The sequence below is a fragment of the Mesotoga prima MesG1.Ag.4.2 genome, assembly GCF_000147715.2.
Classification (GTDB): domain Bacteria; phylum Thermotogota; class Thermotogae; order Petrotogales; family Kosmotogaceae; genus Mesotoga; species Mesotoga prima.
The window spans coordinates 2,170,263-2,195,281 of sequence record NC_017934.1 but is presented as its reverse complement, the minus strand read 5'-3'; the positions used below and the strand labels follow the sequence as shown (position 1 = coordinate 2,195,281).

Annotated in this window: 20 protein-coding genes; 11 read left to right on the top strand and 9 right to left on the bottom strand. The window is 43.2% G+C overall.

Annotated features, from left to right (window positions below; genetic code table 11):
* Nucleotides 1–68 precede the first annotated feature (68 nt).
* Nucleotides 69–1,886, top strand: a complete 1,818-nt coding sequence (gene abc-f / locus THEBA_RS10270; RefSeq protein ID WP_014731475.1) for a ribosomal protection-like ABC-F family protein — start codon at nt 69–71, stop codon at nt 1,884–1,886.
* Here abc-f and THEBA_RS10265 read toward each other — a convergent pair.
* Nucleotides 1,881–2,315 (bottom strand): hypothetical protein, encoded by a 435-nt coding sequence (locus THEBA_RS10265; RefSeq protein ID WP_014731474.1) that lies wholly within the window; start codon nt 2,313–2,315, stop codon nt 1,881–1,883. The genes abc-f and THEBA_RS10265 overlap by 6 nt on opposite strands.
* A gap of 643 nt (nt 2,316–2,958) precedes the next feature.
* On the opposite strand from THEBA_RS10265, the gene THEBA_RS14110 reads away from it, so the two are divergent.
* Nucleotides 2,959–3,324 (top strand): radical SAM family protein, encoded by a 366-nt coding sequence (locus THEBA_RS14110; protein ID WP_081484631.1) that lies wholly within the window; start codon nt 2,959–2,961, stop codon nt 3,322–3,324.
* A 306-nt stretch (nt 3,325–3,630) separates the two neighbouring features.
* Here THEBA_RS14110 and THEBA_RS10255 read toward each other — a convergent pair whose 3' ends face one another.
* The 6 genes from THEBA_RS10255 to THEBA_RS10230 form a co-directional block, all read right to left on the bottom strand.
* Nucleotides 3,631–4,839 carry a carboxylate--amine ligase gene (locus THEBA_RS10255; RefSeq protein WP_014731473.1) on the bottom strand — a complete coding sequence of 403 codons (1,209 nt, stop codon included), beginning with the start codon at nt 4,837–4,839 and terminating at the stop codon, nt 3,631–3,633.
* Nucleotides 4,840–5,293: 454 nt separating this feature from the next.
* Nucleotides 5,294–6,946, bottom strand: a complete 1,653-nt coding sequence (locus tag THEBA_RS10250; RefSeq protein ID WP_014731472.1) for a phosphoenolpyruvate carboxykinase (ATP) — start codon at nt 6,944–6,946, stop codon at nt 5,294–5,296.
* Nucleotides 6,947–7,197: 251 nt separating this feature from the next.
* Nucleotides 7,198–8,436 (bottom strand): peptidase T, encoded by a 1,239-nt coding sequence (pepT, locus tag THEBA_RS10245; RefSeq protein WP_041928467.1) that lies wholly within the window; start codon nt 8,434–8,436, stop codon nt 7,198–7,200.
* On the bottom strand, nt 8,432–9,790 hold the full coding sequence (locus tag THEBA_RS10240) for an MFS transporter (protein ID WP_407656309.1): 1,359 nt from the start codon (nt 9,788–9,790) through the stop codon (nt 8,432–8,434). Before THEBA_RS10240 ends, pepT begins: the two co-directional genes overlap by 5 nt.
* Nucleotides 9,791–10,169: 379 nt before the next feature.
* Nucleotides 10,170–11,030, bottom strand: coding sequence for a DegV family protein (locus THEBA_RS10235; RefSeq protein WP_014731469.1), 861 nt, complete (start codon nt 11,028–11,030; stop codon nt 10,170–10,172).
* A 133-nt stretch (nt 11,031–11,163) separates the two neighbouring features.
* Nucleotides 11,164–12,495 (bottom strand): GH1 family beta-glucosidase, encoded by a 1,332-nt coding sequence (locus tag THEBA_RS10230; RefSeq protein ID WP_014731468.1) that lies wholly within the window; start codon nt 12,493–12,495, stop codon nt 11,164–11,166.
* A gap of 269 nt (nt 12,496–12,764) precedes the next feature.
* Between THEBA_RS10230 and THEBA_RS10225 the strand changes: the two genes are divergently transcribed.
* The 6 genes from THEBA_RS10225 (at nt 12,765) to THEBA_RS10205 (ending at nt 19,476) form a co-directional block, all read left to right on the top strand.
* Nucleotides 12,765–13,817, top strand: a complete 1,053-nt coding sequence (locus THEBA_RS10225; protein ID WP_173362785.1) for a sodium ion-translocating decarboxylase subunit beta — start codon at nt 12,765–12,767, stop codon at nt 13,815–13,817.
* Nucleotides 13,818–13,830: 13 nt separating this feature from the next.
* Nucleotides 13,831–13,962, top strand: a complete 132-nt coding sequence (locus tag THEBA_RS14855; protein ID WP_014731466.1) for a hypothetical protein — start codon at nt 13,831–13,833, stop codon at nt 13,960–13,962.
* A 72-nt stretch (nt 13,963–14,034) separates the two neighbouring features.
* Complete coding sequence (locus tag THEBA_RS10220) at nt 14,035–15,072, top strand: 3'-5' exoribonuclease YhaM family protein (protein WP_014731465.1); 1,038 nt, start codon at nt 14,035–14,037, stop codon at nt 15,070–15,072.
* A gap of 92 nt (nt 15,073–15,164) precedes the next feature.
* Nucleotides 15,165–17,012 (top strand): CehA/McbA family metallohydrolase, encoded by a 1,848-nt coding sequence (locus THEBA_RS10215; RefSeq protein ID WP_014731464.1) that lies wholly within the window; start codon nt 15,165–15,167, stop codon nt 17,010–17,012.
* Nucleotides 17,013–17,854: 842 nt separating this feature from the next.
* Entirely contained in the window at nt 17,855–18,649 is a 795-nt protein-coding gene (locus tag THEBA_RS10210; protein ID WP_014731462.1) for an ABC transporter ATP-binding protein, read from the top strand.
* Entirely contained in the window at nt 18,646–19,476 is an 831-nt protein-coding gene (locus tag THEBA_RS10205; RefSeq protein ID WP_014731461.1) for an ABC transporter permease, read from the top strand. The genes THEBA_RS10210 and THEBA_RS10205 overlap by 4 nt, the downstream gene beginning before the upstream one ends.
* A gap of 163 nt (nt 19,477–19,639) precedes the next feature.
* Here THEBA_RS10205 and THEBA_RS10200 read toward each other — a convergent pair whose 3' ends face one another.
* Nucleotides 19,640–20,617, bottom strand: coding sequence for a tocopherol cyclase family protein (locus THEBA_RS10200; RefSeq protein ID WP_014731460.1), 978 nt, complete (start codon nt 20,615–20,617; stop codon nt 19,640–19,642).
* A gap of 976 nt (nt 20,618–21,593) precedes the next feature.
* Between THEBA_RS10200 and THEBA_RS13790 the strand changes: the two genes are divergently transcribed.
* The 3 genes from THEBA_RS13790 (at nt 21,594) to THEBA_RS10185 (ending at nt 23,084) form a co-directional block, all read left to right on the top strand.
* Complete coding sequence (locus tag THEBA_RS13790; RefSeq protein ID WP_049794060.1) at nt 21,594–21,854, top strand: 2-oxoacid:acceptor oxidoreductase family protein; 261 nt, start codon at nt 21,594–21,596, stop codon at nt 21,852–21,854.
* Between the two features lie 165 nt (nt 21,855–22,019).
* On the top strand, nt 22,020–22,175 hold the full coding sequence (locus THEBA_RS14435; protein WP_158309310.1) for a hypothetical protein: 156 nt from the start codon (nt 22,020–22,022) through the stop codon (nt 22,173–22,175).
* A gap of 6 nt (nt 22,176–22,181) precedes the next feature.
* Entirely contained in the window at nt 22,182–23,084 is a 903-nt protein-coding gene (locus THEBA_RS10185) for a carbohydrate kinase family protein (RefSeq protein ID WP_014731458.1), read from the top strand.
* 84 nt (nt 23,085–23,168) lie between these two features.
* Here THEBA_RS10185 and THEBA_RS10180 read toward each other — a convergent pair whose 3' ends face one another.
* Nucleotides 23,169–24,959 carry a WD40 domain-containing protein gene (locus THEBA_RS10180; RefSeq protein WP_014731457.1) on the bottom strand — a complete coding sequence of 597 codons (1,791 nt, stop codon included), beginning with the start codon at nt 24,957–24,959 and terminating at the stop codon, nt 23,169–23,171.
* Nucleotides 24,960–25,019 lie beyond the last annotated feature (60 nt).

Here is a 25,019-nt window from a genome sequence, read left to right as displayed (position 1 = left end):
CCCCTTCCCACAAAAGAAACTGTTATGTTGTATTATTATCACTGACCGGCAGATTGGAAGGGAAATGTATGCTGATTACTCTGAGCAAAGTTGGACACGATTATGGTCAAGACTTCCTCTTTGACGAAGTCTCAACCTCGATAGATAGGAAAGATAAGACAATACTTCTTGGAAAGAACGGAAGCGGAAAATCAACCCTCATGAGAATAATTTCCGGTGATCTTTTGCCGTCTGAGGGGGAGATTTTCCTCTCCACAAACGTGAGAATTGGTTATCAAATACAGAATAGAATACCCAACTCTGAGTTGACTCTTATGGATTACTACATGCAGGACAAATCGAGTGTCCTTCCCGACACCGAAGAATACTATTCCTTCGACAGAAGAGTAAGGAGTATCCTCGTAGGGCTCGAATTCGGCGAGGAAGATTGGGAAAGACGTCTCGAAACCTTCAGTGGTGGCGAACTAACCAGGATCTCTCTTGGAAAGCTTTTTCTGGTTGATTACGATCTACTGCTCTTGGATGAACCTACAAATCATCTCGATCTCGAATCGACTGAATGGTTAGTAAGCTTCTTAAAGAATTACAAAGGAGCTCTGCTTGTCGTTACTCACGACAGATACTTGATTAGAAACGTTGGCAATCGCTTCTGGGAGCTGAACGGCGGCTCGCTTTGGGATTTCCCCGGACCTTATGACAGATACCAGGCAGACAGAGAGATTATGTTAAAGAGCGGCCTGAGAACACGGGATAATCTTTCAAAAGAAATCGAAAGACTTGACTCTGTCGCAAAACGCTACAGATTGTGGGGGCAGGAAAAATTCATCAAGCAGGCGATCAACAAAGAAAAACAAAGGGACAGACTAATCGAGCAGCTCGAATCGATAGATCTCCCAGATGAAGAAATCAGAGGGACAAAATTCCGCCTGCCACAGCCAGATAGAACCGGCTACTCAGTTTTGAAGATCGAAAAACTGTCATTCGGCTTTGGCAGCAAGAATCTCTTCAGCAGCGCCACCACAGAAATACACAGGAGAGATAAGATCGGCCTTCTCGGCCCAAATGGCAGCGGGAAGACAACACTCTTGAAGATAATTACTGGGAATTTAAAGGGATACTCGGGAGAAGTTACCTGGGGCCACAACGTCCGTTGGGGCTATCTTTCTCAGCTGACCGAGGATCTAAATTCGTCAAACGATGTGCTCACGGAAATCTGGCAATTGATGAGGGGGCAACCTGATTACGAAGTAAGAAAGTACTTAGGAAGGTTTGGCTTTCCCGGCGACGATGTCTTTAAGCCAATACACACCTTGAGTGGTGGAGAAAAAACGAAACTCGCGCTTGCGAAACTGATATTATCGCGTCCAAACGTTTTGGTCATGGATGAACCGACGAACAATCTCGACATCTGGTCCATTGAAAGCCTTGAACAGGTACTGAAAGAATACGAAGGCTGCATAATTCTTGTTTCTCACGACAGAGAATTCGTACAGAATATTTGTGATCGTTTCTTGATGATCGATAGGCATAAGTTGAAGAGTGTATCCACTGTTGATGAGTATTTGAGTAGAAATCAAAGCTATACCGGTTCGGTGGGTAATGATGACGGGCGAGTCAGCTTTCAAGAAAGAAGGAGATTATCCAACAAGAAGAAGTCGATCATTGAAAAGTTGCAACAATTGGATGCTGAAGAAGAAGCTCTGTCCAATAGTCTGGAAGAGATTCACGCAAGAATGGGGCTTTACGCTAGTGATTACGAGAGGCTCCAAGAATTTCTGAACACTTTGGATCAGGCTGAAGAGAGGATTCTTGAGATTCTTGAAGAAAGAGAGATCCTGGAACACGACCTAGAGGAACTTTCTACAATGATGGGAGATCAATCATAACAGCATAAACGCAACTGAAAGCATTGAAAGAAAGATCGAAATATCTGCTATAACCAGATAAGCGTGGAAGCTTCTCTTATGGACCTCGACCATTGATCTTGGATCGCTTCCTCCTGATTTCATAAACCTGTCCGCCATAAGCCAGAACAAGAAAGTGAGAAACCATGACAAAGAGAAAAGTGAGCTCCAAAGCAAGGAAGCTGAAACGATTATTGCCATTGTAATTGCTGTTCCCAAAACAACGAAAGAAAGAGCCGCTGCCGGTATTCTTATGGTTTGCCAGAAAGCGTGAAGGTAACCCTGAACCTGAGGTTCAGTTCTGGGATCCTTCATAGGTATCATCAAGAGCGAAACCGTGAGCCCCCCTCCAGCCCATAAAACGTAGGAGATCACAAATACTATCTTGCTAAACCCTTCGAAAAAACCCATAACATCACTCCAAAATAACTCTTCGTCACTGTCCTGCTAAGCGCCAGAAGAGCACTTACGTCTGGGCAAATCTCTCTTTCAACGATCCCTTCAGGATAGATTATATCAGATAATTGTCTTCGTACCCTTTGACCTCGCTTCTGAAGAAAACTAGATAAACCGGAGAAATCGCCTGTATTTCTCGCAAAGTCACGCTTTTTGTCATTCGAAGATCTTGCATTCACGTAGTTTCTTGAGCAGTATCATTGTTCCATTATAGAGATAATCGCGAAGACCGTTGTTTCCGCTCTAGGCGGGCAATTTTCGGCGTTTATAAGATCTACAAACTATCGGCGTCGTGGGTGTCAACACTGCTGCACACACTGTGACTCTGGGAGTCAATGCTAAGGAGTAGACGGTTTCGAAAATGTCGGTTACAGGTCAAATGCAGTGGACCTTCCGAAATTCGAGCTCAAGCGTAAAAGAGATAACGGCATAGAATCGACCGGATAAAAGAGCGATCCATGTACTCCGCCAAAAAGATGAAAATAACGAAGAGATCTCTTTTGGTTAGTCGAAATCTCGCATATGGAGTCCAGATAACCACAAAGGACCACCTTCAATTAAAGACGTTGATATTCTGAATGTCTCGAAGCGTTGCTCGGTGGTCTTCACAATAACAACTCCAGACGATAAGTTGGCAAACAAACTCGAACCAGGAGTACCCTGGCATTCAAGAGGAATCGAAGTATTCAAGGCTTTATCTAGAGCAGGCATTGATGTCGAAATCGTGTTGATGCCGATCCTGCCATTCACAGAAGATAGTACGGAAGACATCTTGCCCATACTTACTAGAGGAAAAGAAGCTGGAGCCAACTTTATCTATCCTTCAATGAGAATGACTTTGAGGGATAGGCAGAAAGAATATTACTATCTAAAACTCGACGAGCTCTTTCCGGGAATGAGTAATCAATACAAAAGAACCTACGGAAATTCGTACTTCTGTAGCTCTTCAAACGACAATATATGACAAACCACGTCCGTCATGAGGCAAAGCTGCTGAACCTGGATTTGCTTCAATTTGGAAGACCCTTCGGCGAGCCCAATCTTAATACTCAAATGATCTCATTCTAGCTTTCGAAACAATTGTTCGGGACTATTGATTCAGTCTCTCGAAACCAGGTTTCAATAGACTTTTCGTGCGTCATATGAATCAACAGTCTAACATTGTCTTGGACCATTTGAAAATTTCCATTGTGAGGTAGAACTTCTATTAGCTAACTCTAAGACCGTTTTACTATCCATAGCAGTGTTTTTTACGACCATGGTTTGATTTCTACACAGCTTTTTTCTTCTTGATTAACTCGTCCTCGGAACCTAGACTTTCTGTATCACAGGTTGCTCCGAGAGAAAAACTCTTCGTCTGGCCACCTCTGAGAGGTCCAAAGACAGCAGTGTTCAACATGGACAGAAGCATCACAAAAAAAGGAATCGGATCGCGAACATCCCATGAATCATCCTTTAGCTTCTTCCTGCTCTTGAAAAAGCCCTTCAGGTTCTTAAACTTGCCTTTAAACAACGTACTGAAGAACCAACCGATCTCCATTGCCGTTGTAAAAGTACCATAACCGGTTTTCGGCGATCTAGCCACGCTGACTTCACTTCCATTCGCTAATTCAAGATACGCCTTTACCATGTCAACACCAGAGTTATAAGCAATGAGCAGCCCGGGGCTCATCCTGGGATTTACATCAACCAGATAGTATTCACCATTGATTCTGTCATGTAGGAAATCCATCGAAATGAATCCAGAGTAGTTGAGATCGCTGACGATTTTCTTAACTTCCCCAAGCGCTTTTTCGCAATCTATAGAAACTCTGCAGGTACCAATTCCTCCAGATTCAGGGTATTCTCTTATGTTGTGATAAATGACGTTTCCAATTAACCGACCATTGTGAGCCAACCCTGTTGTACAAATCTGGTAGGGCTCTTTCCACTCTTGAACCAGATATCTGTCTTCTTCAAGATTCCTGCATCTTTTCTCGAACTCACCTATGGAATTAACCTTGAAAATCCCTTCAGCAGATCGCTGATTTCTGGGTTTAATTATTACCGGGAATTCACACCCCTCTAAGCTGAAATCCTTCAACAGCGCCGTCTTCGGAACACTTATACCAAGTGATCTTGCGTAAGTGGTCATTGAGTACTTGTCGTGAAGGAGAGTAATATGATCGTAAGAAGGAACCAGTACATTTACACGACCTTCCAACCTACCAATATATTTGCTGAACACAAAACCCTCTTCAAAGGTTGGACACAGAACATCGATCTTCAGTTCTTCTATCTTTTCAATGACGCTTTCGACAAAAGCACTGCTATTCTCACCGACTGAAGGATAAATGAATTTCCCTTTGAGATATCTGGAGTAAAGACCCCCGCTAAGTCTACTGCTGTCCGCTGCGAAAACCTCATGACCGCTTCTAGCCAAAAGCCTTATTGTATTAATTGCATACCACATTCTAGCGCCCGTAACCAATACCCTCAAACTCAAAACCTCCCGAAAGAGAATGAATAACGAAGATTATCAAATAAAATCTTATACCATCGAAGTAACAAATTGATTTTTTACCACCGTTCTATGAGCCCAGTATTTCCCGGGCTTGTTAGCCAACTGCGCAATACGTTAAATTAAGGCTAACTGAGACACCGACTGATGAACCATGCAATTGTCGCCTCCATTTACATAATAGAGACGATTTGATTTCTTTGAGAATAAATTGTATAATAAGTTTGAAAGGTTAACGGTTAACTTCGGTTACAGTGTATTCACAATGCACTCGTTTATACGGTAAAGTTAGCCGCAATCCGGACAACTCCTCGTTTCGTAGCAATTCCCCCTTCGATTCCTGACGCCAGTCAGGAATCCTTTTTTATTGTAAACTAAGATTGAATAAACAAATGAAAAGGCCGCCAAAGGCGGCCCCATGATAAAACCAAAACTACTCTACGATTTTCATCAAGGACGAAATCGATTCGACTGCCTCCTGGGGAAGTCTATCGAAGCCACCTCTTTCAACTTCTCTAGACCGAAGGAAGTTGTACCTGTCAACGAGTCTCTCCCTCAGAAGCTTCTTGTAGCTCTCATCAGAAAGATCAGGCAAAAAACCTTCAATAAACATTATCTCGAGTTCCTCGAATGGTTCCCACGGCAAGAACTCTGCTCGGTTCTCTACTATAGACTCGAGGATTTGAAGGGTGAGTTCCTTGGGAACCTTCTTCTCGCCAAAATGCCCGGTATTGAAAATATAACAGTTAATCCCTCTGTGAGTAAACAATTCAAGAAAACGATTAAAATCGTCAGAAAGCGGATAGGTTCTGAATGGATTCGCGTAGGGCTCTATTACCAGCGCATTGGGATCAACTCCTGGTGCCAGGCGTTCAGCCGAGGTCCTTTTTGTAGCAAGAGTCGCGCCCATAACAGATGCGAGAACAGGATCGTTGACTTTCACTACCGGAGGAATTGATGGGTCTTTCATCAACCAGATGATGGCTTCTACTGGTTCATCGAATTTGTCTACTCTATTTGGAGACCAGATTTTTGACTTGATTGCCCTTCCGTTTCCGTTTCTAATGTCCTCCGTCACAATAACAATTCGTCCTTCGTCGTCCTGGGTCGCACCAACGTTCTGAACAGAAAGAAGGAACTTGTTGTCTTCACTATTTAGAGGATAGTCGGACGTCTTGTCGAAATACGAGGGTTCCAGTGCTACGGAAGATCCATCGGAAGATGAAATCACGAAGGCATCATCGTGCAACACTGTAACATCATACTTTCCGTTGTGCTTAGCATGAGTAAGCGTTGACTTTCCGGAACCGGAGAGTCCAAAGAAACCCACAACAAATTTTCTGTCCTGGAGATTGTACCTTTTCTGACCACCATGACAAGCAGCAAAACCATGCCTGTTGGCACATCCCCACGCAAGGGTAAGCGTTCCTTTTTTGAATTCACCGAAGTATCTCATTCCGAGAATTGCGGCGCAATTGTGTTCCGGATCGAAGAATGAAAGCCCCAATGGATGATCTGGATGATGCCATTCCGGGTCGGAAAACACAAAAATATCGCCCTCGTTTTCACACCTTTCTGAGGACTCATACATTTCGTTGTAGAATTCGTTTATCGGCTGGAAATTTAACAACCAATTATAAATCAGGTTCTCGTGGGTTTCAGGAACCAGAAGATGTGCCTTTACCATGAAATCTCTATCGAGCCCTATATACGCCTGGGCATGGTACATCTTCCTGTTTCTTGTTTTGTAGACTGCTTCTCGCAACTTCGCTCCGTATTCTGTTTCGTTTACTCCTGGCTCTCCCACTATTCGCCTCGCCGAGGCACATCTTCCAGTCACGGCGCCGTCATTGAAGAGAAGAACTTTTGAATCTGAATCAAGACCGGCTTTTTCGGGTTTATAAACTGGAAGGTCAGTGACTATCGTACCTGCCGAGTTCTTCGCGAGCTTGTAGGCCTCACTGGGCGAAACGACCGGTACTACGTTATTTCCGTAGAAAGCTGTTTCTATCGTTACACGGCTCATTGAAAAGAGAGGGTTATCTCTTCCAATTCTTTCTCTCACAAATCTGGAACTAGTAGACATCTTTCACCTCCAAGAGATCCCAGAAAATCTGTAGAGCCTTACTTACAAGACTCCTTGAACTAAGAACCACGAATGTTCGCATAATCTACAAAGATCGTGCGAATCAAAGCAAATCTAACGTCTTTGAACATAAATCTCTATATTGGGGTGTGACTCTTACCGAAAAAAGCTGTAGAGTTATACTGGGTTAAGGTGATCGTTCTTTAACTTCAAATCTTCGTCTCCAGACTTTGAACTTCCATAAAAGAGTCCTAACTTTCAAAGGTCGCCTCCTCAGAGAACAACTCTACTATCTTCGTAATTACCTGAACCGACTTTTCCATAGATCTTATTGGTATGTACTCGAATCTTCCGTGAAAATTGTGCCCTCCTGTGAAGAGATTGGGTGTAGGAAGTCCCACAAAAGAAAGACGCACACCATCAGTTCCCCCTCGCACAGGTTCTATTTTCGGTTCAATTGAAAGACTCTCCATTGCCCTTTTCGCGGTCTCAACAACAAAATACACTTCCTCTATCTTCTCTTTCATATTGTAATAAGAGTCTTCAGTACAAAACGTGACCGTATTTTCTCCATATTTGTAGTTCAATAAAGCCGCTACTTCGGAAATCATCGTCTTTTTTCTTGAAAACTTCTCCCTAGAATGATCTCTAATGATGTATTTTAGTATTGTTTCTTCTACAGAACCTTGAACACTGATTAAGTGGAAGAATCCCTCTCTCCCACAAGTAGTGGCCGGTATTTCATTTGAGGGCAGCATTCCGTTGAATTCACATGCAATGAGCATTGAGTTTTTCATCTTGTCTTTCGCGCTTCCAGGATGGATATTCAGTCCTTTAATCACAACCTCAGTGTTGGCAGCGTTGAAAGTCTCGTACTGCAGTTCTCCAATGCCTCCCCCATCTACTGTGTACGCGTAATCGGCTCCGAATTCTTCTATGCTGAAATGATTAGTTCCTCTCCCGATCTCCTCGTCCGGTGTAAAGGCTACTCTTATCTTGCCGTGTTTAATCCGGGGATTCGAAATTATAAATTCCATCGCGGTTAAAATCTCTGCAATTCCAGCCTTGTCATCCGCTCCAAGCAAAGTAGTTCCGTCAGTAACAATCAGATCTTCTCCAACATATCTTTCAATTTCTGGATACAGATGAGGATCAATATAGAGGTTATCTTTCTTGTTAAGGAGCAACTTCCCTCCCTGATATTTAACAATTGAAGGTCTTACATCTTTTCCGCTCATTTCTGGGCTCGTATCCATATGGGAGATAAATCCAATCACGGGTAGTTTCGTTTCAAGGTTTGAGGGCAGGGTCCCCATCACATAACCAAAATCGTCAATAGTAACTTCAGACAATCCTATAGATTCCATGTCCTCCTTGAGAGTTCTGGCAAGATCTAGCTGACCAGTTGTAGACGGGAAAGTCTTAGATTCAAAGCTTGAAGTGGTTTCAATCGATATATATCTCAGAAATCGCTCAATCAATTTCTCAATCACTATTATCACTCCTTCTTCTTGATTTGTTCTTCTCTATCATCACTTCAATAAACTCTCTCGGCCTCGCTGCAAGTCGATTAGCTATGACAACTGCCGAATTGAAAACCATTCCAGGTACTGATACGACTTTCTTCGTCTTTACTCTCTTCAATAGCAGAAAAGAAACACCTCTCAACACCAGAGTAACTAGGAACAAAATCTGAATGCCAAAAAACGTATGTCCACCGAGTGTCCAGGTAAACTTGTTAAGATAAAAAGCAAGAACCCCTCCAACGAGTGAACCAGCAAGAGCGGAAGCCCCATTCGAAAAAGAAAGCAACGCATAGTAAGTTTCCGCATCTACCCCATTTAGTAATTCGAGCATTGTTGTGAAAAGACAAAGATTTATTGCGCTCCACGAAGCGGTACCAATAAAAGTATCTATGTAAAGTAAATAGACCGTTCCCCTGTCCATGAACAACCAGAGAAATGTCTTTAAAAATGCACCGAGGATGCCGAATTCCAATACCGCCTGTCCTCCAATTCTATCAGCTATCCTCCCCCACAAAAGATAAAACACCATCGTAAGAGTTGAGCTGAAGATGTTAAGTAAACTGAGAAACGAATAATCCAGTTCCATATTCACTAGCTCATGATAGGCAAAGAAGGGTGAAGCAATCGCAATTGAAAAGCTCCAGAAGGAATAGAAACGGAGATAGGTCATGAATTTCTTATCTCTTGTAACAGCCTTAAAAAGGCCACTTCCATAGCTTATCTCGTGTGGAGGATCGTTGTGAAGACCCAGTAGAACAAGGCTGACCAACGCACTGACTGCCCCCATAGTGGTTATTATCACAAAACCCGTTTTTCCAGATGAATGGTCAAGAATGAAAGAATAAAGAAGCGTTATCAACATATTTGTTATTGTGAATATAACGTTTCTCAGGCTGAAGAACCTTGCCGATTTATCTGGCGGAACAACATCCCTGATAATTGATACCCAGAAATTCCCTGCCAAACTTGCTGCAAATGAAAAGAATGCAAGAATTACCAGTAAAAGTGACTGTTTGTTTATTCCTAATGCGAGTGTTACTGGAATAAACGCCGTCGATAATCTCCCCGCAGACGCACATATCATCATTGCTTTCTTTCTGTTTCCAACCAGTCTTAATATAAAAGGAGCAATGAGTTGAATTAATTGTGAAACTGAAGGGAGAACTCCAATCAAAGCAATAACTGGTTCGGACGCCCCAAATTCAAGAGCAAGCCCCGTCCCAAGGAATCCCTGAGTAATTAAGAAGAACCCATTGTAAATGGCACCCTCAAAAACCGATAGAATTCTAGTTTGACTGTTCCTGTCCAATAGATACATCTCCGGCTGAGTAGAGCACTAAATGTCTCTACCACCAATAATTGCAATCTTCAAGGAAAGCTAAACAAAATATATAACTAAATCATCGGATCACAGTTCGTCCTACACAATATGGATTTTGACTTTACCGAATGTTTACAAAGAAAAACCGATAATTATGATCCGGTATATTGACAAACCCGATAGTTTTGGGTAGAATTATAACAAATAGATAAGAAACCCTTGCACCCCAAAGCTCAACCGGTCATTAAAAAAGGCAAAACAACTTAGCAACAATATGCTTGTTCACCATTACCCCCCATGTTATGGATGACGGACAAGGCATGAGAAACCCCCTGGAATATCCCGATTTTTAAGCCGCCACTCCGGCGGCTTTTTTTTACTCCAAGATCGCAGCAACTCCGATCAGACCGGGACCTGTATGACAAACAAGAGATTGAGATATCTGTCCGGTTATTATATGGCTAAGTCCAGCGGCTTTAATCTCTGAAACCGCCATCCTGAAAAGCTCCATGGTTTTCTCACTCTTGTCAGAAGTATAAGCCGCAATGTTCAGCACCCTATTGCCGTCGATGAAATGAATCAGTTTCTCGACGGAGCTTTTCACAGCTCTCTTCATACCTCTTTCTTTAGAAACGCTGTGATAAACACCGTCTTCTCCGACAGTAATTACGGGCTTCAGATCAAGAATATCACCGATGGTGGCGGTAACCTTTCCTATTCGCCCTCCTGCTCTTAGATATTTCAGTACGGGTATGCAGAAGAAAACCTTCGCTTTCCTGACAGAACCCAGAATGTCTTTGACGACTCCTTCAAAAGACTCCCCACTTTTGATCAGCTCAATTGCTTTCATTGCCAGAAGACCAGATCCAATTGAAATATTCTTTGAATCCACTACTTCAATTTTCGAATCGCCATGTTTTTCTGAAAAATCGCGAACATAAGACTTAACCTGATCAAGTGTGCCACTCAGGCCACTTGAAATCCCTATGAAGAGGATCTCGTTGTATCCCTTTTCATAAAGGCTTTCGAAAGCTTCCCCGATTTCGGGCGGTCTTGGAAGTGATGTCTTCGGAAACTTGTTTTCCATGTACTCAAGAAGATCAGAAGTGGAAATATCAATATTGTCCCGATATTCCTTACCATCCAGGACTATCTTCAGTGGCACTTCCCTTACATTGTCTTTTGCTTTAACCTCATCAGGAAGATCACATCCTGAATCCACGACAACTCCGATCATTTCAAAACCTCCTATCAAACAAACTCTTTCACAGTTCTTTATAAGACCTTTGGTATCTTTTCTTCGTTCAGCAGGGCTCACAATGAAAACCACAAATGGAACCCGGCAGTATTTTTCTTAGAAGAGAGCTTTCTCAATCCCGTTCGAGGAAGTCTCTGTAATAGTAATAGCTGCGCTTGGGGATACGTTTAAGACCTTTTTCGTAGTCAACATACACTAATCCGAACCTTTTCGAATAGCCATAAGACCATTCGAAATTATCCAGCAGCGACCAGACATAAAAACCCCTCAGATCTACTCCTGCCTTCAAAGCACTGAGAGCGGAAGAGAAATGCCTCTTCATATAGTCAACCCTTTCAAAATCTTCAACAAAGCCATCAGTCAACTTGTCCTTGCACGCCATGCCATTCTCGGTAATGTATATTGGTTTTTTTCCGTATTCCTTGAATGTCTTGTAAAGAAAAGCTTCAAGCCCCTCGGGGTAGACTTCCCATCCCATTTCTGTCTTAGCAAGTTCACCTTGAACAACCTCACTACCTAGAATACTTGATTCTTCCTTTCTTATCACGTTTCTTGTGTAGTAGTTTACACCCCAAAAATCAAATGGCGTCGATATTAAATCCATGTCACCGTCTTCGATGAGCGGTTGTACTCCTGCATCGTTGAATCTCTTGAAGAGTTCAGAAGGATACTCACCTGTTATGGGTGTCTCAAAGAACCATCCGTTAATGAACTGATCTCGAATTCTTGCAGCCCATCTGTCTTCTTTGCTATCGGTGGCCGGTTCGACGAAAGTGGAGACATTAGCAAGACCAATAGTCCCATCTTTGACGACTTCCCTAAAACGTCTCACAGCCTCTCCATGAGAGAGTAACAGGTTGTGAGCCACGGTAAGTGAAGTTTTCAGATCTCTCTTGCCCGGGGCATGTTCACCCCAGAGATAGCTTACATGAGAGGAACAATAAGGTTCGTTCAGCGTGATCCAGTGTTTTACCCTGTCCCCAAATTCGCTGAACACCAAGCTGGAGTAATCGCCGAAATAATGTCTCATATCTCGGCTCTCCCAGCCATCTATTTTCCTATGCAACTCAAGAGGAAGATCCCAGTGATACAGTGTGACCATGGGTTGTATCCCAACTTCCAGAAGTCTATCGATAAGTTTGTTGTAAAAATCCGAACCCTTACGGTTTATCTTTCCTCGACCTTCGGGGAGCACCCTCGACCAGGATATTGAGAATCGATATGAATTAACACCAAGTTGCTTCATTAGCTCAATATCTTCGGAGAACCGGTGATAATGATCGCAAGCAACGTCACCATTGTCTCCGGAATTTACTTTGCCGGGTCTGTGAGAGAAATCAGTCCAAATCGATGGCCCCTTTCCATCCTCGAAATCAGCTCCTTCAATTTGATAGGAAGCCGTTGCTACACCCCAGAGAAAACCCTCAGGAAATACCGCCCTCAAAGCGACCGCCTCCTTGAGATCAACCTCAACTGACAAATCCTACCACAACTCAAAGAATTGAGCAGTGATTGTTTGCTTTTCAGAAAATTAGTCACAAAGACTTTTCGACCCGATCAAAAGCTTTCCGTATGTATTAATATTGTATTTGAAAAAGGGGCAATCCGCTTCCTTTCACACAAAAGTCGAATGTGAAACTTTGAAATACAATTCGGGAGGCATCACCAGTGAATCTACTATCGAACTTTTCTATTCCTGTAGGGAATCTAGTAATGTTTGCAATAGGAGCAATCCTGATCTACTTAGCAATAAAGAAGGAATATGAGCCAATGTTGCTTCTTCCTATCGGGTTTGGAGCTATTCTTACAAATATTCCTGGGTCATCGGCTATTGGAGAGCATGGTGTGCTCACTATTCTTTACGAGGCCGGGATTGCGAATGAACTTTTCCCAGCCCTAATATTCATCGGGATCGGAGCCATGATAGACTTTGGACCTCTATTACAGAAACCCGTTATGTTCTTTTACGGAGCGGCTGCTCAGCTTGGGATCTTCTTGACCATTATTGTGGCAGCGTTACTGGGATTTGACATAAGGGAAGCGATTTCTATAGGGATAATAGGTACAGCCGATGGTCCAACGTCTATTTATGTCGCAAGTAGACTGGCAATCCACATGTTGGGACCGATTTCAGTCGCCGCCTATTCATATATGGCTCTCGTTCCAGTTGTGCAACCACCAATAATAAAACTGCTGACCACTAAGGAAGAGAGAAGGATCCGAATGGACAACAGGACCGAGAAGGTTCCCAAATACGTGAGGGTACTTTTCCCGATCCTAGTGACTCTGTTAGCGGGAATTATTGCACCTGTAAGTGTAGCGCTGATAGGGATGCTGATGTTTGGTAATCTTATAAGAGAGTCCGGCGTACTAAACAAGTTGAGTAATGCCGCTCAAAACGAACTGTCAAACATTATCACTCTCTTTCTTGGGATTACCATTGGCTCAACTATGACTGCAGAAGCATTTCTTAATTCAAGAACCTTGTTGATTCTCTTTATGGGGCTTGTCGCTTTTGTACTGGATACGATGGGCGGAGTTGTTTTCGCCAAGATCTTGAACGTTTTCAGAAAGCAGAAGATAAACCCCATGATAGGTGCTGCAGGAATTTCTGCTTTCCCGATGTCTGCCAGAGTTGTTCACCGTATGGGACTGGATGAAGATCCGAACAACTTTCTCATAATGTATGCAACCGGAGCAAACGTTGCAGGTCAGATAGGTTCTGTACTGGCCGGTAGCATTGTTCTGGCACTTTTTCTTGGATGAAAGGAGTTAAGTGATGAATGAAGCCGTTTCCAAAAGCATAATGATCTTTGTTGAGGGCTATCCGACAATGTTTCTTGCTACTGTTGCCTTCTTTATAATGATAAAACTGCTGATGAAGTCTGCATCAAGAAAAGATGCAGGCTAGTCTGTTTCTGACTACCGGTACTATGAAACTCGTTTCAGAGAGTTTTAAATGTTGCAAAAGGAGCAAGACACGATGATTGATGGAAAAAGTGGAAGTTATCCCGTGCTTTCCGAAATCCTCAGAGAATACAACTCTGCGCTCGACAGGGTCGAAAACTATGTTAATTCAAAGCAAGGTTTCTTCTTCATATTCAGTGCAAAGAGGATAGAGGGAAGCAGAGGCCCATACTATGACTGCCTCGTAGGGGATTCTAAGTGTAGAACTGAAGCAAAGGCATGGATCAGTGAACAGGGCTGTTTGGAACCGGTTGAGGGCTGGATAGGTCTTGCAGACTACCTTATAGATAACAGGTTTGGATTGAGCATAAAAATCAGGAAGCTCTTCTCAATAAGTGAAATGGAAAGCTACAGCTCAGGCTCGATAACCCAGCTGCTTCCAATTGTTGAAGACTTAGAAAAGATAAAATCCGAAGTTCTGGAACTTGTAGAGTCGATCAAAGATAAGTATCTGAACACTCTTGTAAAGCGGATGGTTTCTGATGATGGGGTTTGCCCTGACTTCTTTGAAGCGCCTGCAGCAAAAGTCTATCATCATGCCAGAATCGGTGGTTTGGCGGAACACAGTCTCTCTGTTGTTAGATATGCACTAGCTTTAAGAGAAGCGTCAAACTCCAGACCAAACATTGACAGAGATCTAATCATTGCAGGAGGTTTTCTGCACGACATTGGAAAGACAAGGACCTACATAACGGAATCTTTCAAGTTTGATTACTCCGATGATGGTTATCTAGAAGAACATATAGCTATTGGCGCCAGGTTGATCGAATTAGAAGTCTCCAAAATTAGCGGCTTTCCGGAGGAAACCAGAAGAAAGCTAATGCACATAGTGTTGAGCCATCACGGGGAACTGCAGTTCGGTTCACCGGTAACACCGAAAACCCGAGAAGCAATACTGATATGGCTTTGTGACAATATTGATTCAAGGCTTGACAATTTTGAAAGCCATGCTTTTTCTGCTTCAAAAGAAAGCAGATGGACAGACTTCTCAAAGATGCTTCAAAGCAGGTTATACTTAGGTAAAATCGAAAACGAAGAAGAGATTGGAGACTGATATCCTATCTAGATAGGAAAAACAAGATGTGTTGATTCTCCTGAGCTTCAGTGATCTTACATAAAAAACGTTGATTGTGAAAGGGTGATTTGATGAAAAGGTTTGTATTGGTGGCGCTGCTTCTCCTATCATCTGTCGCCTCAGTTGGCGGCAATCTCAACCTTTACTTCGGGAACCCCCACTCCCATACTTCTTACTCGGATGGCTCAGGTATTCCGGAAGAGGCTTATTCCTACGCCAAGGAAGTCCCGGACCTCGACTTTCTAGCAATAACCGATCATGCCTATTATTTCGCTCAAGATCTTCCTGATGGCAGGAACAAACTAGCTGCAACAATAGAGGCGGCCATTGAAGCAACATCTGAAGACTTCCTATCATTTGTGGGGTTCGAATGGACGGCGACAGGAACAGGACACATCAACGTTTACGGCACAAGTGATTGGACCGATAGAGTCAAATCCGATCTCTGGCAGCTCTATGACTGGATAATCGAGCATGATGCCGTCGGTCAATTCAATCATCCAGTGAGAGATTTCGGTGACAACTTCAAGGAATTTCAGTATTCCCCGGAAGCCGATCTCTATATGAATCTTATAGAAGTAGGCAATGGAAGCTGGTGGGAAAACGATACGATTGTCGAAGAGATGTTCAGTGCATATCGGGAAGCACTTCGTAAAGGATGGCATCTTGGTACGACCCTTGGTCAGGATAACCACAAACCTAATTGGGGAGGTGCAAATGACTCCAGAACAGCCGTCTTCGCAACCGATCTGAGCGAAATATCGATACTGGAAGCATTTAAGAAGAGAAGAACATACGCGACGGAAGACAGGAACATTGAGATTCATTTTTCAACCGAGGAAGCATTCATGGGAGACATAGTACGTGATGCCGATAGAGTTGAACTTAGAATACTTATACGTGATACCGCGGATGATCCTTTGGAAATTGTCCAAATCTACTCGAATGACGGGGTTATTGCAAATTTTCTTGTAGACAGTCATGAGTTCTATATTGAGATGACAACAAATATTGAAGTTGGATTTCAGTACTTTTTCGTATACGCAAGAGGCCATGACGGCGAGGAAGCAGTTTCTTCTCCGATTTGGGTAGAAAGATCTTGCCCTATTCACCTCTATAATTCAGCCGCATTTCCGGAAAGTGTCAAGCCCGGAGAAAGAGTGACTCTTTCATTCCAGATCTCAAACCTTTCCTCTGAAGAAGCTTCTTCTTTGCTTCAGATAGAGAATCTAGAAGGGATTATCCACGAAGAGATTGTGACGCTGGAGGGATTCGAATCGAAGATAGTTCATCTCGAAAGGACCGCAGAAGAACATGATGCAAGGATACTTTTCCTTCTTGATTCAGTTCCGTACTCTAGCACCTGGTTAGAGATAAGAAGTTCTGCCTCTCTCAATGTTCTGGTGGATAGGAGTCACATCAATTACGCAAGTGACGAGCGAGAAAAACTGAAGATGCTACTCGAGGAAATGGGCAACAGGGTTTCCACTGCAGATAGGATCTTCAAAGTTGGTGAACTCGATACTATAGATGTCCTTCTACTTCCACTTCCTGGAGTAGGTGGGAGTTTTGATCGTCTGAAAATACTAATGCCTCAGCAATCGAATATCATAAAGGAATTTGTTATGAACGGTGGGAGACTGATTATAACAGGCACAGGAGATGAAATCAGCAATGAAATTATCTCTTCCTACAACAGGCTCTTGGAAGAGATGGAAATTTATGCAACCTATGAAAAAGCCATTACTAGTGATGCAGTTGAACTCGACGGGATCGTGTTCGATGGACTTTCCGTTCTTCGGGGAGAGTCAGGCAGGCATGTTTACGGGAAGGGCGAGATTCTTCTCTTTCCCGGTGATCCATTCACAGACAATGTGATCGAAAACAACAAAGAGCTTCTTGACCAGTCATTTAGATGATCGAGACCTTTTTGATTAGACCAACCTGAACAGAATTGTCTATACAGTCATCGGAAACGTTTGATAACCGCCTTGATCTTTGGATTACTTTAGACATAAATTCATCGACAAGAGACGAATTATTTAGTCATCGTGTGAATAAGGTTATCAAATTTAAGAACCACTTTAGGAAATCTTAGAGTTTGATATTTGAATTTCTCCCCCATTATGCTATAATTCCTTAGCAACAGGTACATTTACTACGAAGGAGGCACAGTTTGATGACCATGAGAGCTTACGTTCCGGCAACCGTTTCCCTTAACCGGGTATCCGGGGATGCCGTACTGTGCCACGCCTTCTTCCGTCGTGTGAGGTATAAGATCGTATAACGACAATTGGATTATGAAGGACCGTGGCTTGCAACAGCCGCGGTCTTTTTTTTTTGACACTAAGGAGGTGCAGAAATGTTTGAGAAAAGCCTTTTGAAGGAAACCGAGAAACGAAAGCAGATTAGCAGCAGAAACAGAAAGAACCAAAACGGAGAATCCGGCCAATATCGATAGTGTTCTTTGGATACTTAGACGGGCCATTCTCTCCTAATATCAAGGGGGTAAATATGTTCATCGTTATTGGATCGTCAAGAAAGAAGAGGGAAATCGAAACGACGGCCCTCCCGCCTTTTATCGAAAAACCGAAAAGCTTGGCAACACTGGCCAAGACAAGGTAGAAAACAGGAGGAGATATCAATGAAAAATAAGATCAGAGGCTCAAAGAGCGTTTTTATAGATGGCTTGGTTGATAAGCAGAAGATAGAAATCGAGAGCAGGTTCAGCAGACCTCATTACCTTTAGGAAGGTGAGAACATGGCAGACGCTTTGCTTGCCAACAATATAGTGAAAGCATTTAAGAAGAGTAGAAAGGAAATCAAAGCACTAAAAGGGATAAATTTGAGAATAAAGGAAGGAGAGATTTTCGGTCTTCTAGGTCCAAACGGTTCGGGAAAATCAACCTTTATCAGAATTGCCTCAACACTCTTGATTCCAGATAGAGGAAGCATATCCATTTTCGGGTACGATTCCGTTAGTAATTCTGCATCGGTTCAAAGAATGATAAACAGAGTTTCAGTCGAGGCAAGTTTCTTCAGGAAGCTTTCCGCAGTGGAGAATCTCTGTTTTTCAGCAGGACTATATGGAATTCCACGGCGTGAGGCTCTCAAAAAGATAAACGGTCTCGCCGAGAGATTCGGACTGGATCTCAAGAGATTGAAAGATCCGCTAGAAGACTTTTCCAGAGGTATGCAACAGAAGGTAGCCATTGTTAGGGCCTTCATGACTGAACCCAAAATGCTACTCTTGGACGAGCCGACCACGGGACTTGATCCAAGGGCAAAGAGGGATGTTCAGAGTCTTATTAGCGATGTGAAGAACACCATGAATACAACCATGCTCTTGACAACGCATGACATGGATGAAGCGGAGAAACTCTGTGATTACGTTGCGATAATTCACTTAGGAAGAATCGTTGCTTCTGGACGACCGTCAGAACTGAAGAAGCAGTTGCTCGGTAAAGTTGACAATCCAAGCTTTGAAGATGTCTTTCTCGAATTCACTGGAATGAGTATCGAAGAGGCCGAATATCAGGAGGTTGAGTCAGCATGAATTCACAGGCAATAGCCCGGGAGCTTCGCGCCTCCTGGGCCTTTATTGAGCGGAATTTCAACTTCACCAAGAGATACTGGAAGTGGGAACTGGTTTTCTTCGTTTACACCATGGCAAACTCTGTGACAATGGGTTTCATCGGAAAGGGAGTCGAAGCCTTTTCAGGGACGAAGCTCGATACAAGCTATCTGATCCTTTACATGTTGCTTGGATCGATACTGTGGGGCTATCTTTCAATTCTCTTCGAGATAGTAGCTGAGACCGTTGCCTGGGAAAGATGGGAAGAGACTATCGAATACACCTTCATGGCACCGGTTAGAAGAGCTACTCATCTATTGAGTACGTGCGGATATGCCATTCTATATGGAATACTTAGAAGTGGTCTCATTTTAGTAGTCGTTTCAGTCTTCTTCGATCTAGATCTTGGAAGAGCCAATTTTCTGTCGGCGGCTGGAATACTGGCGGTTTCAAGTTTTTCATTCGTTGGACTGGGAATTGTCGCTGCCGTGTTGCCCCTGATCTCACCTGAAAAAGGCGTTCAAGTAGTTCATATCTTTCAGGCCTTGCTTCTGATGTTCTCAGGTGTGTACTACGAAATCGATGTGCTTCCGGTGTGGATGCAACAGGTTGGAAAGCTCTCTCCCGCTACTTATGCTTTAAGAGGAATGCGATCATCGATACTTGAAGGCAGAACCATGGCGGAGATGTGGAATGATGTTTGGCCTCTGATTCTTCTTGGAGCACTTCTACTTCCATTCGGCCTCGTGTTTTTCAAGAGAATGGAGGTTTGGGCGAAAAAAAGAGGGGTGCTGAAAAGAAGTGGCTAGAGGATTCGGAAACAATTTTTTCGGAATCTTATGTTAGAGGGCATCCAGGAAACTAGGGATGCCCTTTTTTCACATACATGTAAGAGATAAACTGCTAAAGAGGAACGGAAGAATCCCCTCAGCAACAATATCCAGTCCTCTAATGATTGAACAGCACAGGTTCTCATTTACTTTTTTCCTTCAGCTTAAGCTCCCCAACAACTTCTAGGCCGGAATTTGTCCCGGTACCTTCAAACAAGACCGCATCGTTTCGGAAGAGTCTCACCGTTATTTCAGACGTAAGCGATTCATCAATTTTCCCACTCATACTACCTTCTACAGGCGAGATTAAACGCGCTCCAGAAGTCTTTTTTGCACTGACATTCAAGGAAAACCCTGCCTGTCTAAGTTGGAGGAATACTTCGTTGTCCAAAGCCTCTACTCTATCGATCTTTGCTCCCCTGTAGGTAGCGAATTTATAGAGCTTTTCTTTAAACAGAAATGCGCAGAGGCAACCGGTGAAACTCCTTCCCAACCATGGAATCGTTGCAATCGACAGCATAAATGAGGTTCTCTCGAGATCAAAGCTGTTGCTCTGCATCCAGACCCACGCCTTTGGAAATGATCTTCCCCAATCCTTTTCTATATATCCTCTGCCTCCGGAAAGATCTATCAGTTCATCATCGATTCTTACTTCTCCCTCAAGTTTGTGGTCCATGCTGACGACCCCGTGGTAACATTCCATGAAAGGCACAAAGGAAAAAGGCCCCATGATCCCAGGGGAATAGAACTTTCTAGGCCAAAGGTACGGCTCCAAGATCCTTATGTTCCCAGCAATTCTGTGATTCTCATTGCACATTTCCAGAATCACCGCTCCGGCCGAAAAATGATTTTTCGAGATCTCAACAGAGAAGTGTTTCTTACCAGAATGGAACTCTCCCAAGGGATAGTTGAAGTTGCCGGATTCATTCTTCCCACCCGAGAGGAATTGAACAAAAGCGTGAGCATCTTCTCTCGACGAATTCAAGGACACTCCCGGTATGACTGCAAATGACTTTTCCTTCTTCCTGTCAACAAACTTGAAGTACCAGCCTTCAAAAAAACCTTTTCTCGAAGAAGTTCCATGATAAAGAGATGAATTGAACAACGCGTATAGATTCACATCGCACCTCCTAATATATTCTACTTTTCACTCACGAGAGACTTCTAGGCAATCTCGTATTCTGGTTCTTCTTGACATCTGAATGTTAATATTGATTATTGATATGATCTAAACTGTACAACCTGTAGTTGTCGCGAACCATGAGTTTCGTTTCTTTCTAGCAACGCTGCCCGTTTGATCTTCGTGACATCTAATTCAGATAATCCTTTCCAGTCAAAATGCAGAGGAGGTAAGAAATGGGAAGTACAGTGCATGCAAAGGTAGATTTCAAAGATGGCTTCTCCGGTTCTGGAATTACCGATTCCGGTTACTAGGTAAGAATTGGAAAAGAAGGATCAGCTCCTTGCAATCTACTCCTAATGGGTCTGGCATAATGCCTTCGCGATACATTTCTCGATATTCTGAAAAAGAAGAGAATTGAGATTGTCTCGACTGAAATCGAATTATCCGGAGAAAAGAGGGACGAGATTCCAACTACTTTGAAGCTTTGTCAAATAAAGGTTAGAGTTTAGTGAGTGAATGCATCTAACAGAGGTTTGAGAAATCTTTCGAACTAAAAAATGAGTAATGTTCAGTATATAAAACAATATCCAGTGTAAAGGTGGGAGCCTATGAAGAGGATTGGCGAAATACTCCTCTCCCAGGAAAGTGGTTCGGAGATTATGATGGGGAACTAGCTTCTTGTTGAACGGGCTGTCGAAGAAGAAGGCTTCAAGGTGATTATCGTGAAGCATTCGTGTATGCTGGAGTTCACTAGAGAACTGAAAAGGAGCCATAAACCATTGCCAAATCCTGTTAAAACTGGAATGATATGTAACAGAAAGTATGTATTGCTGACTTTGCCTGTCCGAGTTATCAAGCTGCCTAAGACGGTTCAATTTGGTTTCAACACGATCTCTGTATCGGAGATAGATCCTGAGTTCAAACCTGCCCCTCAGAGTCAAATGAATCCGATGATCAGTGAAGGGGTGAAAGCATGAGGAGGTTTGACGTTTGTATAATTAAAGTTGGTGGACAGTGCATAGGACTGCTCAACGAAATTCTTCTTGGGACCGTCGACCACTCCGGTCAGTGGGCTATCGGAACCGATACCCATGGACTGGCTCAGAGAGGGGGTACGGTTTTATCTCAGCTAAGAATTGGTAATAATGTTCATTCGGTATTGATCAAGAAGCACCCTGCTCAAATGGTGATAACCTTTGAGCGTCATGAAGCATTGAGAGGGATGGTGAACTAACTTAGAGACGGGGGAATACTGGTTATACTATGACACGGTTTGGCAACCATTGGATGTCCTTTTGAGAAGGACAAAAGAAGTAAATAAGGATGACATCGAACGGGAGGCAAGGAATCGAAATTCAAAGGTGATTTCAGTATTGAGAGAAGATTTGAGGATCCCCAGATGCAGAATGTAGTTCTTGTGGGAACTATTGCTCACAAAAATGTGATTCCAGGAATTTCGGTTGAGCATTACGAAAAGGCTCTCTCCGGTCTTCTGGGAGGAGAATTGCTCAAGGAGAAACTTGAGCTTTTCAGAAGCGTTGTTAAACAGGAGTGATTCTTTATGGGCTTCGAAGTAGCTGTAATTGGCGCCATCGGGATTGATACAAACGTCTATTTATCGGGCAGCGAGATAGACTTTTCGGTAGAGGCGACATTTACTGAAGTTGTGGATTGCATCGGCCAGGCAGGTGGATATGTCTGTCAGTCTCTGAAAAGGCTTGGCCACGAGGTCTGTTTTATCGGATACGTTGGATCGGACTATTTTGGAGACCACATCCGGGAAACTCTATCAGCACAGGGCATCGACATCGCTTTCCTTGGAGTCGATCCACTGGGAACTAAGAGAAGCGTAAACATTATGTACAAGAACGGTGAGCGAAAGAACTTCTATGACGGTAGAGGAGCAATGGCCTTGAAGCCGGATGCTGAAGCCATAAAGAAATACCTATTTGGAACCAAACTTGCCCACGTCAATATTGTGAACTGGTCCAGATTTCTTCTAAAACCTTTAAGAGAAGCAGGGCTTGTAATTTCTGTAGATATCCAGGATGTAACGGATCCCGATGACCTGTACAGAGAAGACTATGTTAGAGAGGCTGACGTTCTCTTCTTTTCATCAACAAACTTTCGAGATCCCACCCCCATAATATCAAAATACCTGAGGGTTCGAAACGATAGAATTGTGATCTGTGGAATGGGAAAGAGAGGATGTGCATTAGGCACGGAGCACGGAATCAACTTCTTCGGCCCGGTTGAGCTTGATGAACCTGTAGTCGACACAAACGGAGCAGGTGATAGTCTTGCTGCGGGGTTTCTTTCGAGCTACTTCCTTGAAGGATATACTTTAGAGGAATCAATTCTGAGAGGCCAGATAGCTGCCAGGTACTGTTGCTCAAAGAAAGGGGTCTCTTCCGATCTAATAACAAAGGAACAGTTGGATGAAGCTTTTGCAGGAAAGAAATAGAACTCTAAGAGATCTCTGTCATAATTCATTATTTACTCTTCACTACAAAAAGAGAAAGGCCGGCTAAAGTCGGCCTTCGTTTCATCATTCAGGTCTAACGTCAGGGAAGATTATTATGTCTTCACTGGGTAGACTCTCAAATAGCACCTCATTCGTGATGTAATCCATAACAATTACCCTGTGCATTCCCAGAGCATCCTTTTCTGTGAAATAGACGAAATCTCCCTCTATCTTCACAGAAGGCACCGGCGCATCCATGAACATAACGTTATAAGCTATCACGGTGTCTTCCCCAGTGCTCAAGTCATATACGTGGAGAGAATCATAAGAGAAATCCGAGTATTCGTCGGGGTACTCGAAATAGATTATCTTGTTATTATTGCCGTAGGCAGCCCAGAAGGCTGGAGCATCTGTATCAATAAGGGATTCTTTTGTAAGATTGACAATTTCTCCATCGTAGTCTACCGCGTAAGTTTCATCCAAAGACAAGAAGACCAGATCATAGAAACTCTCGATTGACTCGATGACCTGACCCGATTCGACATCGATCACTGAGAAGTAATCTCCGCCAGTCGATACAACTACCTTGGATCCATCCGGTGACCACGCAACAGGTACCATACTGTATTCTTCAGACAATGTCCATATAATGTCCATGCTGCTATCTACCATTGAGATTGACTCTCCCCATGTATCCATGATCAATAATCGATCTCTGTTGGGGGAAAGAGAATAAACATCACATCCATCAAATCTGGCCTCTCTTTCTCCTTCAACTATGACTCCATCCATCTTTTCAGATATGTAGACATAAGTTCTCGCATCTAGAAACTGTCCATAAATAGCACTTGAAACTGTTCCCCGAAGCGATGCGTAAGCATCATAGAAACCAATGTTGATCTTCTCGAAATCGAGGTTCACCGTGTTGTACGATACGGCAGTCTCCTCATCTGAGAGAATCTCTGCCAGCTTCATAGGTTCAGGAACTCTTGAAATCCACGAAAAGATCCAGGACAACTCCTCGTAGTTGAGAACAAACTCCTGAATATTCGAAATCAGCGATGCTTCGTCGTTGGCCAGGACAATCGCGGTGAACAAATCGGTTACATATTCAGGGATATATATATACTCGATCAAGGACAGCGCCTCGTAAATTTCAGTACCGTCGTCTCTCGACTTGCCCTGCAGAAACCATTCTACTGCATCATCATAATAGCCTATCTCCAGATCAAGGATTCCATTTAGATAGTAGTACATCGGTGAAGAGCTAAGAAATTCTGAATTCTCACTTAGCAGACTTCTAGCGGTTGAAAAGTCGTAATCGTCTATCAACCCCACAATATAAGGAATCAAATAGTCAGTCTCTCCAAAATCCTCTACAAGGATTCTCGATACAAGCAGATGAAGATCGACTGGATAAAGGTCGACAGACTCCGCATGGAGAAACTCGTAAATCTCGATCTGATCTTCGCTAAGTCTGTTTACAGACTGTCGGATAGCCTCCTCCGACATGGCCCAGCCGCTATTCAGGGACTTAAGATAGAGTAGCATAGAGTTCTTGTCTGGCCGAAGATCAAAAAGGATCTCGGATATTTCTTCGGCGTAATCTGAATAAGCATTTTCAAGCAACTTCTCAATTCCTTCTTCAATCAACGGATACATTGCTTCGGGAATCTCATCAACAGCCATTATTACTTCTTTAAGTGTCGTTCCATAATTTTCAAGTTCGTAATTCTCATAATAGATTTCCAGCAATGCTTTGAGACTCTCAACATCCAAAGGATTTTCGGCTATCTTGGCCTTGAGTTCTTCAACCTGTCCCAATACAACGAACGGTACCATCATCAGAACTATAACAAAGACGATTTTTCTCATTCAAACACCTCCTCGCCAATTTTAACTCTGTGAGCTTCGCCGAAGCTATCCTGCTCTTGA